Source organism: Chryseobacterium aurantiacum, from assembly GCF_003020585.1.
In the GTDB taxonomy this organism is placed as follows: domain Bacteria; phylum Bacteroidota; class Bacteroidia; order Flavobacteriales; family Weeksellaceae; genus Chryseobacterium; species Chryseobacterium aurantiacum.
Genome location: NZ_PXUE01000001.1, coordinates 1,319,799 through 1,333,012 on the forward strand (window position 1 = coordinate 1,319,799; position 13,214 = coordinate 1,333,012).

Genomic DNA, 13,214 nt, shown 5'->3' on the forward strand with positions numbered 1-13,214 from the left:
TTGGTAGCGTTCCAGAAGGAGCGCTATCTTAGTAAAAAGAATTTTGAGATTACTCTATCTGATATGCATTTTTATTTTCTGCTCATCTGCGGCGCAGAAAGTACTCCCTTTAGATACCTTAAAACTGAAGGAAGCAAAGGATATGCTTGCCGATGACTACGGAAATCTATATATCTACAAAAATAAGGACTTCAGTTTTACCAAATATGACTCCCTTGGGAAGCAGATTGGTAAAATGATGCTTACAGTTCCTTATAAAGTTCAAAGCGTTCAAAATCCTTTGAATGTCCCTTTGTTTTCTGAAAATGCTCAGGAAATGAAATTTGTAGATCAAAATATGAATGAAATCCAGCGGCTTGATTTTAAGCAGAAATTTGGCTTCATCAGAATGGCCTACGTTGAAGATTTGCAGCAGATTTGGCTATTGGATGACAGCACAAAACGTTTGATACAGTATAATTTCAGAAATGAAACTACGATCAACTCATTTCCTTTTGATATCAGTTTTGAAGATTTAACGGATCTACTGGTTTACGAAACCAAAGTTTATATCCTTACAAAAAAGCACATCAGAATCTATAGCCTTAAGTTTGAAAAGCTGTTTGAGGCCCCTATAGATAATGGAAAACGCTTTAGAAGAGAAAATGATAGCATTTTGGTTATTGCCAATAATTCTATCCTCAAATATGTTCCTGAAAAAGGGATGGTGACCATTTTTGAAGATCCTGAAGCACAAATTGTGGATAAAAACATCCTTTCTTATTTTGAAATCAATGGGAACAAACTCTATCTTTACAGTCTTGAAAAAGTAAAGGCAGCCAGCCAGCAAAAACAACAGGAACCTCAGCCGGAAATACCTCCGCAATCTACAGAAATACCTGTAGAAAATAAGGATAAAAAACCAAATGAGGGTGATGCTGAAAGAAAAACTTCCGACAATACGTTGGAAAATTTGATTCAAGAGGTATCCGAAGTTCAAACTGTAGGCGTGGAAAAACTTATCAATTAATCAGTAAATACAAGGAAAAAGAATATGCACATTGCAGTTACAGGAAACATTGGAGCAGGAAAAACAACTTTAACCACTATGCTTTCTAAGCATTACGGATGGGACGCACAATTTGAAGATGTAGATCACAATCCTTATTTGGAGGATTTTTATTCAGATATGAGCAAGTGGAGTTTTGCACTGCAGGTATATTTCTTGGGAAGCAGATTCCGTCAGGTAAAAGAAATCAGAGAAAGTGGTAAGAACATTATTCAGGACCGTACCATTTATGAAGATGCACATATTTTTGCAGAAAACTTAAATGATATGAATCTTCTTTCTGACAGGGATTTTAATAATTACTCGTCAGTTTTCAATCTGATGAAGACGTTTGTTTCAGCTCCTGATCTTTTGATTTATCTAAAATCAGATGTTCCCAATCTGGTAAAGAAAATCTACAAAAGAGGGCGAGAGTATGAAGCATCAATCAGTATTGAATATCTTTCAAAACTGAACCAAAAATATGAAAAATGGATTTCCAATTATACGGAAGGAAAGCTCTTAATTATTGAAGTTGATGATCTGGATTTTGTTGAAAAGCCTGAAGATTTTGGGTTAATTCTTGAAAAGATAGAAGCAGAACTTCACGGTTTGTTTTAACAAATTTTTATCAGACTATTAAGAGAACATCCATTGAATTCTTATTAAATTTGTTGTAAGCAAGTTTAATTTTTTTAAATAATTTAGAAATGGTAGTTAAGGTTTTACATAACGGAAGCTGTTCAAAATCAAATGCTGTATTAGAGTATCTTGATGAAAACGGAGTGTCTTTTGAGATCATTAATATCGTAGAGGACCCATTGAGTGTTTTGGAGATTAAAACGGTATTGAAGAAGCTTAATCAAAGTGTTTTCCATATCATTCGTAAGACAGATAAGCTGTACATCGATCATTACGCAGATAAAAATTATTCTGAAGAAGAATGGATTAAAATTTTGTCAGAAAACCCCTCTCTGATTCAAAGACCTATCATTGTGAAAGGTTCTGTGGCAATGCTGGGAAGACCTATTGAAAATGTAAAGTTCTTTATTGAAAAATAATAAAGCTACATAAAGATAAAAAATGGCCGTTTCAAAGATTGGAACGGCCATTTTTATTATTTGCAATATTTTAACGGGCTAAAATTGATTTCTATTGAAATTCAGAATCTGAAATAAAAAAGACTGTCAGTTGCCGGACAGCCTTTTAATTTTACAATAGAATAACGCCTTCTATTTTTGCTACTTCTTTATAAATATTCACTACCTGATTGGCATCCAATACAAATGCATTGATGTTACAGGCTGTATATTTTCCATTTTTGCTTTCGCGGTTTCCCAATGTAAATTTAATACCATCAAAAACTCCATAAATTTCAGTAAGTTTTGCCTGGTCTGTAGGGATGATAAATTTAAATAAATAATCCTCCGGAAAATCATGATGATCTTCCAATTTTTCCTTTAAAGACTTATAGAAATCTTCAGGACTAGCGTGTTGATTTCCTTGTAATATATCCATCTGCAATTATTAATATAATATAAATATAACGAAATTTTTCTTATTTTCCAAATGGTCCTAATAGGGATTTGGAGTTCTCGTGCTCGTAATCTTCAATAATATTAAAGAGACCACTTACCAGTTGTTCAGAAGCCAGCTGGCTTAGTCCACCTGCATTTACAGTGTTTTTATTTCCTCCCAGAAGACTACCCAGAAAATTACTTCCGGATAAAGCGGTGTTAATTGTTTTCACAATGCCATATTCATTTAGTTTCTCATCCACTTTTGGAGCAATGGCAGCAATAAGCTGATCAGATGTCTTCTCTTTCAGAATTTGCGTTGCTGTAGTTCCCTGAATGATTCTGGTGACATCCTGGGCATTTAAACTGTTTACAGCACCTTGTAGGATAGGCCTTGAAGTATTTACTGTATAGGCTGCTGCCTGTGCAATATAATCTCTTTCTTTGGCTACCAATGACGGAGCAATTTTTTCCAGCATAGAGTTGATCTCCCTAAGTTCTTTCGGAAGTGCCTTGTCTACCATATTATTCTGTAAAAAGGCTTCCTTGTTGGTATATACTCCCATTCCTTTATCAATACCATTGAGTAGCATTTTTTTGATAATGGAAAGCCCCATGTCCGAAGTGGCAAGGGTAGTGCAGGATTGTACGGTAGTAGTAATAACAGCACCGGTTCCAATGATAAGAGCGGCTGCAATGATATATTTTTTCATTGATCTTTTTATTGCTTTTTTCAAAAACTGCACCAAAGGTAAATACTATTATCTATTTAACAAAATATTAAATGTTGGAGTGTTATTTGGTTCTTTTTTTTGGCAAAAATCTTATTTCTTTATTGATGATATGTTTGAGAATTGATAATTATTTTGTGTTATTATTTATTTATATTGATTTATTATGTGTTTTTATATAATAAAATAGGGTTGTTTTTAAATTTTTAAGATATTTTAACATGATTCGATTTTTTTTATATTTTTGGCTAATGTCTTCTTTTGAGAAAATAAATTGCTTCCAAATGAAACATTAATAAAGATTGATTGTACGAATAAAATTGAAACTATATGAAACAAAGTAACTTAAAGTACTCATGTCTCATTGCTGTTCTATACTTTGGTATGAATGTCAATGCCCAGACAACCCCTAAAGATACTGCTGCAAAAGAGCAAAAAATCGAAGAGGTAGTTTTGATTGGATATGGGTCTCAGAAAAAGGAAAATGTGACCGGAAGTATCGGGATCGTTTCTGCTAAAGATTTAGCAAATAAACCTAATGCCAATCCCATTAGCTCTATCCAAGGAAGATTATCTGGTGTACAGGTATTGAATTCCGGAGCGCCGGGAGCTTCACCCAGGGTAGATATCAGAGGGATAAGTTCTTTAACAGGTAAAACTGTTTTTATTGTTGATGGTATGATTACTGACGATATCTCTTTCTTAAGTCCTCAGGATATTGAATCCATGAGTGTACTGAAAGATCCTTCGAGTTTGGCAATTTATGGGGCAAGAGCATCTAACGGTGCTGTGATTATTAAAACCAAAACAGGAAGAGGTAAAAAACCGGTTTTCAATTTTAACTCCTATTTAGGAATTAAAACGGTAACGAATGTTCCTAAAATGGTTAATTCGGATCAGTATCTACAATTGTATAATGAGAAACTAATAAATGATAAAGTAAAAGATCCTGTGTTTCTAGGCAGGTCTTCTTTTCCAGCAGATACAGATTGGTTCAAAGAGATTTTAAGAACAAGCATCATTAACTCTAACGATATTTCTGCTTCAGGTAATCTTGGAAAACTAAATTATTACGTAAGTGCAGGAAATCTTCAGGATGAAGGAAATTTAGCAGCAGGACAAGGTATTAATTCAGGAAGTGGCTTTAACAGGTTTACTACTAAAGTGAATCTTAGTTATAAGATAACCGATAATATCACAATCGGGAACAATTTCACTTTTTCAAAGATGCGTACAGATAATGTGCATAATACATTATTGGATGCTTACTCATCTCCGCCTGTGTATGCACCAATTAACCCGGCTACAGGAGACTACCAATATTTTACATTGGCTAAGGTCCCTAACTCCAGAGCAAAAATGGACCTCTTCAGATCTCAGACCAGAGAGCAAAGACTGTTGAATAACATTTGGGGGGAATATAAATTCCTAAAAGACTTTACTTTAAGAATCAGCTATAGTTCTGATAATATTAATTCAAATAAGTACGAGTATACTCCAACATTTGGCTATGTTCCTGTTGCTGATCAAAAACCAAATAAATTAATAACAAGAGATTCCAGAACCAGAAACTATATCTGGGATAATACATTAGGTTGGAAAAAAGATTTTGGAAAACATAATCTGGAATTGATGGCAGGTTTCTCCAGAACCAGAAACTCTTACTCTCAGGCTTATGCAGAAGCTTTGAATGTTAACTATAACGGTAACAATTCTTCTCTGGATATTTCTAACGGAACTGATATCTATAGAACTGGTTTTGATACAAAAGAAAGAAATGTTATTCCATATCAGGATAGGATTGAATCCCTTTTTGGAAGACTTAATTATGACTATGATGGAAAATACTTGGTAAATGCATCTATTCGTAGAGATGGTACTTCTAAGTATTCAGCGAATGACAGATACCGCGTATTCCCAGCTGTTAGTGCCGGATGGGTTGTTTCCAAAGAAAACTTCATGAGCGAGCAGAATGTTTTTAATCTTTTAAAATTAAGAGCGAGCTGGGGTAAACTTGGAAATCCTGATGTTCAGAGAGCATATACTTTAAATACAAGTATTATAGAAGCCGGTGCATATTATGGAAATGCCGGATATCCTGCACAGACAATTGACTATGTTATTGACCCAAACATTGGTTGGGAAACAACAACAGGTAAGGATTTTGGATTAGAAATGGCATTGTTCAATAACAAGTTGAAAGTTGATGCTACTTATTTTGATAAAGATACCAAGGATGTAGTATATGGTATTGTTCAGGGAATGGTTTCCGGTGCTGCTAACTGGAATAACTATATCACCAATGCATACTCTTTTAATAATAAAGGTTTAGAATTCTCTGTTAGTTATGATACTAATATTAGTGAGCATGTGAAAATTGGGGTGTATGGAAATATGACAACTTTGAAGAATCAGATTACTTCTGTTTTCAATGGATCTTATTTGAATGCAGGAGCTAGCTTATATGGCAATTCAATCATCAGATTACAAGAAGGTCAGGCAGTAGGTTCCTATTATGGATATCAGGTAGCAGGAATTTTCCAGAATCAGGGAGAAGTTGATGCCTGGGCTACTCAGAATGGAGCACAAGCTGGTGGGTTTAAATTTGCAGATCTTGATGGAAACGGTGTGATTGATGTTAGAGATAAAACATTTTTAGGAAGTCCTATTCCTAAAGGAACTTACGGGTTTGGTTTTAATATGAATGTATATGACTTTGATTTCGCTATTGACTTTCAAGGTGTTTTTGGAAACAAAATTTACAATTTTAACAGAGAACAGCGTTACGGAAATGAAAGCTGGGATTTAGATTTCTATAATAACAGATGGCATGGTGAGGGAACATCCAATGCTTATCCGATGGCAACCAATAATCAAGCTATTATTGCACCAAATAGCTTTTACGTAGAAGATGGAAGTTATATCAGAATCAGAAATATTCAGGTAGGATACAATTTACCTCAATCATTTGCAAAATCTATGTCTATTACAAAATTAAGATTATATGTAAGTGCTCAGAATCCTTGGACAAGTTTTAAATATAAAGGATTCTCACCAGAGATCATGAATACAGACAGAGTACAAATGGGTGTGGATAATAACATTTATCCAATATCGGCAATTTATACTGTTGGTCTTAATTTAACATTTTAATAAGAAAGAGTTATGAAAAAGATATTTTTATCAATCGCATTATTATCACTTGCAGCTAGTTGCAATGATTATTTAGACATAAAGCAAGAAGGGTATACGGAGGCTTCCGAATTTTTCAAAACGCAAGAGGATGCTATGCAGGCAACTAATGCTATCTATAGCTTTCTGAGAAGTTGGGAAAATTCGGCATTCCCATATCAGTTTGTATTTGGAGTACCTGCAGATGACGTTGTTAAAGGGTCTAACCCCGGAGATGCTTCTTTTATTAATGTATATGATAACTTTACATATACTGTTAGTGACGAGGGAGTAAGAGGATATTGGATTGGACAGTGGCAGGCTGTAAACAGCTGTAATCAGGTGATTACGAATGTTCCAAAAATTGAAATGGATTCTGCATTAAGAACGAGATTGGTTGCAGAAGCAAAAATGCTGAGAGCTTACATTTATTTTAATCTAGTAAGAATCTACGGTGGAGTTCCTATTTTTGATGGGCTTCAGTCCAACTATAAAATTCCTAGAAATTCAGTAGAAGAAGTCTATAATTTTATTATTTCTGATCTTACCAGTGCAGCAGAAATTCTTCCTCAAACTTATCCTGCTTCAGAGCTGGGAAGAGTAACGAAAGGAGCGGCATTAGGTCTACTTTCAAAAGTATATCTCTATAAAAAAGATTGGAAAAAAGCATATGATACTTCGAATCAGGTGATGGCTATGGGGTATGATTTAGATCCAGATTTCAATCATGTATTCAGACCATCAGGAGAATTTGGAAAAGAATCTGTTTTTGAAGTAAACTGTGACTGTATGCCTCCATTTAAAGGAAGTCAGTATGCTGAAGTACAGGGAGTAAGAGATCAGTTTGGTTGGGGATTCTTTACTCCATCAAATGCTCTTGAAAGTGCTTTCGAACCTGGTGACATCAGAAAAGAACTTACGATACTTAGAAATGGGGAAACTACTCCGGAGGGTGATTTAATTGCGATGGGGGATGCAAACTCTGTAACTACTTATAACCAAAAAGTATATGTACCAAAAGCTTTGAATAAGAGTGCTTGTGGCTATGGATCTATTCAGAATATCAGAATATTAAGATTTGCAGAAATTCTTCTGATTAATGCAGAAGCTGCTAATGAACTTGGTAATACTGCTGCTGCCGTTACGAATCTTGATAGGGTTAGAACCAGAGCGAAACTGGCAGGAACTACTGCTTCCACTCAAGGTACTCTTAGAACTGCAATTTGGAACGAGCGTAGAGTAGAGCTGGCTATGGAAGGAGACCGTTTTGTAGACTTAGTAAGAACAGGACAGGCTGCTACCGTACTCGCTTCTTATGGATTCAAAGTTGGGAAAAACGAAGTGTTCCCAATTCCGTTTGATGCAATAACTGAAAGTGCCGGTGTATTTACACAAAACCCTGGATACTAAAATAACTTATTATAAGCTTAGAGGAGAGTGAAAATTCTCCTCTAACTTTATTAACCAGTAAACCAATGATACCAATGAAAAGGACCCTACTTTCAATTGCTGTAACTTCTTTATTTTTTACCTATTCATGTAAAAATGCTCAGGTTGCTAAACCTGAAGCTGTCCAAAATAAAACGGTTAAAAGCAATATTACAGATGAACAATTGATGGACAGAGTGCAGAAAGATGCATTAAAATATTTCTGGGACTATGCGGAACCAAACTCAATGCTGGGAAGAGAACGCTATCATGAAGATAATATCTATCCTGATAATGACAAGCATGTTATTACAACAGGAGGGTCAGGATTTGGATTGGCAACCATTCTTGTCGGCGTAGAAAGAGGATTTGTTCCAAGGAAAGAAGCGGTAAAGAGACTTACCCATATTATGGATTTTCTTGGAAAGGCAGAACGTCACAAAGGAGCTTGGCCACATTGGATCAATGGAGAGACCGGGAAAACTGTTCCTTTTGGTAAAAAAGACAATGGAGGAGATCTTGTAGAAACCGCATTTCTTACCTCAGGAATACTGATGGTCCGTGAATATTTTAAAAACGGAAATGCAGAAGAAAAAGCCTTAGCCGCAAAATGTGATGAACTTTGGAAAGGGATTCAATGGAACTGGTATACAAAAGGTGGCGAAAAAGTCCTTTATTGGCATTGGTCACCAGAGTATCAATGGGAAATGAACTTTCCTCTTGAAGGATATAATGAATGTTTAATCACCTATATCCTGGCAGCATCTTCACCTACTCATTCTATAGATGCTGAAACCTATTATAAAGGCTGGACCAGAAACGGAACCTACCTTACAGATAAAACAAAATACGGGCTACCTCTGTATGTAAAACACAATTACGCCGAAGAATATGGCGGCCCATTATTCTGGGCACAATACTCCTATATTGGTCTTGATCCAACAGGATTATCAGATAAATTAGTGAAAAATTATTTTGATATCAATAAAAATCAAACCCTTATTGATTACAAATACTGTGTTGAAAATCCAAAGCAGTGGAAAGGTTATGGACCTAACTATTGGGGACTCACAGCTGGATATACCAGAAATGAAGACGGGAGTACTGGTTATACAGCTCATATGCCAGGAAGTGATAATGGAGTAATAACCCCTACTGCAGCTTTAAGCAGCTTCCCTTACACCCCAAAAGAATCAATAGATTTCCTAAGATTTATGTATACTCAAAAACCAGAGTTCATAGGTTCAGCAGGACCTTATGATGCAACTTCCATCAACTATAACAATTGGTTTACCCCAAGATATCTGGCTATCGATCAGGGAACAATAGCTCCAATGGTTGAAAACTACAGAACAGGATTTCTTTGGAAGCTATTTATGAATGCTCCAGAAATTCAACAAGGATTAAAGAAATTAAGCTTTCAATCCTCCAAATATGGAATCAAATAATAAAGCTAGCTGATTTAGTAGATAATGTAAAATTGATATACGACCTAAATTCAATGACCTGCTTAATCAATGCGATTTGCGAGAGATAAAAATAGAGCCACAAACATTTAATTAAAGTTTAGCTCATTTAAAATAAATAAAAACTAAGCCCAAACCTAGTAGCAGTATGAAATTAAAGCACATCCTCCTTTTGCTTCTACCATTTTCCCTACAGCTGAGTGCTCAGGAAATAAAAGCAGAGCTAAACAAAGAATTTAAAAGATCCGAAAAGATCTCCTACATTCTGGATTACCCACAAAAGACTAAGGGGAATGTTCCTTTAATCGTCTTTCTTCATGGTTCGGGGGAGAGAGGAAATAATCTTGAAGCAGTAAAAGCCCATAGTCCTTTTACTTATAAAAACCTGATTAAGGAACCCGTGGCTATTCTGGCACCACAATGTCCGGCAGATGTTTGGTGGGATACAGTCACTGTTTATAATTTGATTAAGGAAATTCAGAAAAAATATAAAATTGATGCCTCCAGAATATACCTTACAGGACTTTCAATGGGAGGATGGGGAACCTTGAAACTGGCTATGGAGCATCCCGAAATGTTTGCTGCTGTAGCTTCAGTTTGCGCACCAACAGATCAGGTTATGACTGCTAATATCGATCAATTTAAGAATTTGAATATGAAAATCTTTCATGGTGGTTTGGATGATATTGTTCTTCCGGATAATGCTTTCAAATTTTATCAGAAACTTCATCCTGTAAATCCAACAGCAGAATTAATAATCTTTCCTAATGATAATCATAATTCATGGGATTCAGCTTATTCAAATCCGCAGTTGTATGAATGGATGATGTCTAAAAAGAAAGAAAAATAGAAGGGTATATATCCATTTAGTTAGCAAAAAATAAAACAATAATTTAAGAAGATAGATTTATGAAAAAGTTAATTATACTTGCAGCCATTGCACTTTCGCCAGTGTTTTCCGCTCAGGAAATGGTAGACAAGCCTGTACAGTCATATCAGACTGCACAATATCAGGCAAAAAAGAAAGCCTTTGTAGATAATCTCTTATCTAAAATGACCTTGGATGAAAAAATAGGTCAGCTGAATCTTCCTACTTCCGGAGACTTTACAACCGGGATGGCTCAAAGTTCAGATATTGGAAAAAAGGTAGAGCAAGGATTAGTAGGAGGACTATTTAATATAAAAGGAGCAGATAAAATTAAAGCTGTTCAGAAAGTAGCGATAGAAAAGAGTCGTTTAAAAATTCCTATGATCTTCGGAATGGATGTTATCCATGGATATGAAACCACATTCCCGATTCCATTAGGATTAGCTGCATCATGGGATATGAATCTGGTACAGCAATCTGCAAGAGTGGCAGCAAAAGAAGCCGCTTCTGACGGTATTAACTGGACTTTCTCTCCAATGGTTGATATCTCGCGTGAACCAAGATGGGGAAGAGTTTCTGAGGGTTCTGGTGAAGATCCGTACCTTGGAAGTGAAATCTCAAAAAACATGGTGTATGGTTATCAGGGTAAAGACCTTGCCAATGGTACAAACATATTAGCTTGTGTAAAGCATTTTGCACTGTATGGAGCCGGTGAATCAGGAAGAGATTACAATACCGTGGATATGAGCCATGTAAGAATGTTCAACGAATATTTTCCACCTTATAAAGCCGCTGTTGATGCAGGGGTAGCTTCAGTAATGGCTTCTTTCAATGAGGTTGACGGAGTTCCCGCAACTGGAAACAGATGGCTTCAGACTGAAGTATTGAGAAATCAATGGAAATTTAAAGGATTTGTAGTGACTGATTATACCGGAATCAATGAAATGGTTGACCACGGTATGGGAGATCTGCAGCAAGTTTCTGCCCTTGCCCTGAAAGCGGGAGTGGATATGGATATGGTAGGTGAAGGTTTTTTAACAACATTAAAAAAATCATTATCGGAAGGAAAGGTTACACAGGCCGAGATAGACACCGCAGCAAAGAGAGTTCTTGAAGCAAAATATGACTTAGGATTATTTGATAATCCATACAAACATGGTGATGCAAAATTGGCGGCAAAAGAAGTGTATAGTATGGAAAACCGCAGCATTGCAAGAAATGTTGCCGCTCAGTCAATGGTTTTGCTGAAAAATGAAAATCAGGTATTGCCTTTGAAGAAATCGGGAACGGTAGCAGTAATCGGTCCATTGGTTAATAATTCGATAAATATGGCCGGAACATGGAGTGTAGCTACCAAGCACAACGTTTCTGTTAATTTAATGCAGGGACTTCAGGCTAACTACGGTAAAGAAGTGAAATTTCTTTCTGCTAAAGGAGCAAACATAGATTATAATGCAAAATTAGAAGAAATCTACGCTGCTCACGGAAAGAAAACTGATAGAGACAACCGTTCAAAAGAAGAATTATTAAAAGAAGCCGTTGATATCGCTAACAAAGCAGATGTTATTGTTTTGGCTATTGGTGAATCAGCAGAAATGAGTGGTGAATCTTCATCAAGATCTGAAATTACGATCCCTCAGTCTCAGGTAGACCTTCTAAACGAGTTGAAAAAGACAGGAAAGCCAATTGCTATGATTCTGTTCACAGGACGTCCATTAGCTTTAACAAATGTAAAAGATACTCCTGATGCCATTCTAAATGCATGGTTCCCGGGTTCAGAAGCAGGAAATGCTATGGCAGATGTTCTTTTCGGAAAAGTAAACCCATCAGGAAAGCTTCCAATGACATTCCCAAGAAGTTTAGGACAAGTTCCTATCTATTATAATGCTAAGAATACAGGCCGTCCACTAGATCAAAAACTGGTTGATAAATGCGAATATCAAAGGTTCCGCTCAAACTATATGGATGAATGCAATACGCCTTTATATTCATTTGGATATGGATTAAGCTATACTAAGTTTAATTATTCAGACATGAGTGTTTCCAATGCCAATCCAAAAGGAGATCAGACTATCCAGGCATCTGTTACTGTTACCAACTCCGGAAACTATGATGGAGCAGAAGTAGTTCAGCTGTATATAAGAGATATGGTTGGTAGTATTACAAGACCAGTAAAGGAATTAAAGGGCTTCCAGAAAATATTTTTGAAAAAAGGAGAATCCAAGAAAGTAACCTTTGATATCTCTCCGGAAAAACTGAAATTTTACAATGGAGACTTGAAATACGACTGGGAATCAGGAGACTTTGATATTATGATCGGTACAAGCTCTGATGAGGTAAAGCACTCAAAGATAAACTGGACAAAATAAATAAGTAGAAAGTTATTCACAGGGATGTGTTTTATGTTTTTTTGGCATGATTTTTAATAATACTCAGCGTAGTTATCATAATAATGCAAAACAACATGAAAAAAACAATTTTACTTAGCGCAATGTTCCTTGGTACTTTAGTATTCGCACAAAACAAACTAGGTGGCGATAAAGATGCTCACGGATGTATTGGGTCAGCAGGATATACTTACTCTCAGATCAAAAAAGACTGTGTAAGAACTTTTGAAGAAAAAATCAAGTTAAAAGAAGTAGCTTCAAAAGGAGATTATATTGCTGCGGTTATTTTCAGTAAAGACAAAAATAAAGCTGAAGTTTTCGTTAAAGATGCAGAGGGAGGAAGTGTAATTCTTACCAGAGCAGGAAACGGAAAAGCAAAAGCTTGGAAAAAAGATGGATATGTATTGGTTCCTTACAAAAAAAGCGGGTATCAGCTTAAAAAGGACAATGTTGTCATCTATCAATAAAACAAATCTTCAAAAAGATTAAAGTCACTCGAAAGGGTGACTTTTTTTATTATTACAATTTATGATAGGTCTCTAAAACTCTTTTTTCTTTCTAAATGAGTTATGTTTTTGGTTTTGTATTCTTAAAATGGATAGTTTTATAACGAATTAAT

At 35.6% G+C, this 13,214-nt stretch carries 11 protein-coding genes; 9 read left to right on the plus strand and 2 right to left on the minus strand.

The features are described 5' to 3' along the window. Positions 1-43 precede the first annotated feature (43 nt). From C7D53_RS05770 to C7D53_RS05780, 3 genes are all read left to right on the plus strand, one after another. Positions 44-1,009, plus strand: coding sequence for a hypothetical protein (locus C7D53_RS05770; protein WP_106915403.1), 966 nt, complete (start codon positions 44-46; stop codon positions 1,007-1,009). A 24-nt stretch (positions 1,010-1,033) separates the two neighbouring features. Then, on the plus strand, positions 1,034-1,648 hold the full coding sequence (locus C7D53_RS05775; protein WP_106915404.1) for a deoxynucleoside kinase: 615 nt from the start codon (positions 1,034-1,036) through the stop codon (positions 1,646-1,648). A gap of 89 nt (positions 1,649-1,737) precedes the next feature. Beyond that, positions 1,738-2,088, plus strand: a complete 351-nt coding sequence (locus tag C7D53_RS05780) for an ArsC/Spx/MgsR family protein (RefSeq protein WP_106915405.1) — start codon at positions 1,738-1,740, stop codon at positions 2,086-2,088. A gap of 151 nt (positions 2,089-2,239) precedes the next feature. On the opposite strand, the gene C7D53_RS05785 is transcribed toward C7D53_RS05780, so the two are convergent. Further along, positions 2,240-2,545, minus strand: a complete 306-nt coding sequence (locus C7D53_RS05785; protein WP_106915406.1) for a DUF493 family protein — start codon at positions 2,543-2,545, stop codon at positions 2,240-2,242. Between the two features lie 40 nt (positions 2,546-2,585). After that, entirely contained in the window at positions 2,586-3,257 is a 672-nt protein-coding gene (locus C7D53_RS05790) for a DUF4197 family protein (protein WP_106915407.1), read from the minus strand. 348 nt (positions 3,258-3,605) lie between these two features. On the opposite strand from C7D53_RS05790, the gene C7D53_RS05795 reads away from it, so the two are divergent. From C7D53_RS05795 to C7D53_RS05820, 6 genes are all read left to right on the plus strand, one after another. Next, positions 3,606-6,428: a SusC/RagA family TonB-linked outer membrane protein gene (locus C7D53_RS05795; RefSeq protein ID WP_106915408.1), complete on the plus strand. Its 2,823-nt coding sequence runs from the start codon at positions 3,606-3,608 to the stop codon at positions 6,426-6,428. Positions 6,429-6,440: 12 nt separating this feature from the next. Continuing rightward, the gene (locus C7D53_RS05800; RefSeq protein WP_106915409.1) at positions 6,441-7,856 is read left to right on the plus strand and encodes a RagB/SusD family nutrient uptake outer membrane protein; all 1,416 of its coding nucleotides are present in this window, start codon (positions 6,441-6,443) and stop codon (positions 7,854-7,856) included. Positions 7,857-7,930: 74 nt separating this feature from the next. Next, complete coding sequence (locus C7D53_RS05805; protein WP_106915410.1) at positions 7,931-9,322, plus strand: glucoamylase family protein; 1,392 nt, start codon at positions 7,931-7,933, stop codon at positions 9,320-9,322. A gap of 166 nt (positions 9,323-9,488) precedes the next feature. Next, positions 9,489-10,190: a carboxylesterase family protein gene (locus C7D53_RS05810; RefSeq protein ID WP_106915411.1), complete on the plus strand. Its 702-nt coding sequence runs from the start codon at positions 9,489-9,491 to the stop codon at positions 10,188-10,190. Positions 10,191-10,249: 59 nt separating this feature from the next. Further along, a complete protein-coding gene (gene bglX, locus C7D53_RS05815; protein ID WP_106915412.1) occupies positions 10,250-12,577 on the plus strand; it encodes a beta-glucosidase BglX in 2,328 nt (775 codons plus the stop codon). A 95-nt stretch (positions 12,578-12,672) separates the two neighbouring features. Then, the gene (locus C7D53_RS05820) at positions 12,673-13,062 is read left to right on the plus strand and encodes a hypothetical protein (RefSeq protein WP_106915581.1); all 390 of its coding nucleotides are present in this window, start codon (positions 12,673-12,675) and stop codon (positions 13,060-13,062) included. Positions 13,063-13,214 lie beyond the last annotated feature (152 nt).

Coding starts and splice junctions, on each gene's coding strand:
- C7D53_RS05780 (WP_106915405.1), top strand. CDS start 1,738: ATGGTAGTTAAGGTTTTACATAACGGAAGCTGTTCAAAATCAAATGCT.
- C7D53_RS05795 (WP_106915408.1), top strand. CDS start 3,606: ATGAAACAAAGTAACTTAAAGTACTCATGTCTCATTGCTGTTCTATAC.
- C7D53_RS05790 (WP_106915407.1), bottom strand. CDS start 3,257: ATGAAAAAATATATCATTGCAGCCGCTCTTATCATTGGAACCGGTGCT.
- C7D53_RS05805 (WP_106915410.1), top strand. CDS start 7,931: ATGAAAAGGACCCTACTTTCAATTGCTGTAACTTCTTTATTTTTTACC.
- C7D53_RS05800 (WP_106915409.1), top strand. CDS start 6,441: ATGAAAAAGATATTTTTATCAATCGCATTATTATCACTTGCAGCTAGT.
- C7D53_RS05810 (WP_106915411.1), top strand. CDS start 9,489: ATGAAATTAAAGCACATCCTCCTTTTGCTTCTACCATTTTCCCTACAG.
- C7D53_RS05820 (WP_106915581.1), top strand. CDS start 12,673: ATGAAAAAAACAATTTTACTTAGCGCAATGTTCCTTGGTACTTTAGTA.
- C7D53_RS05775 (WP_106915404.1), top strand. CDS start 1,034: ATGCACATTGCAGTTACAGGAAACATTGGAGCAGGAAAAACAACTTTA.
- C7D53_RS05785 (WP_106915406.1), bottom strand. CDS start 2,545: ATGGATATATTACAAGGAAATCAACACGCTAGTCCTGAAGATTTCTAT.
- bglX (WP_106915412.1), top strand. CDS start 10,250: ATGAAAAAGTTAATTATACTTGCAGCCATTGCACTTTCGCCAGTGTTT.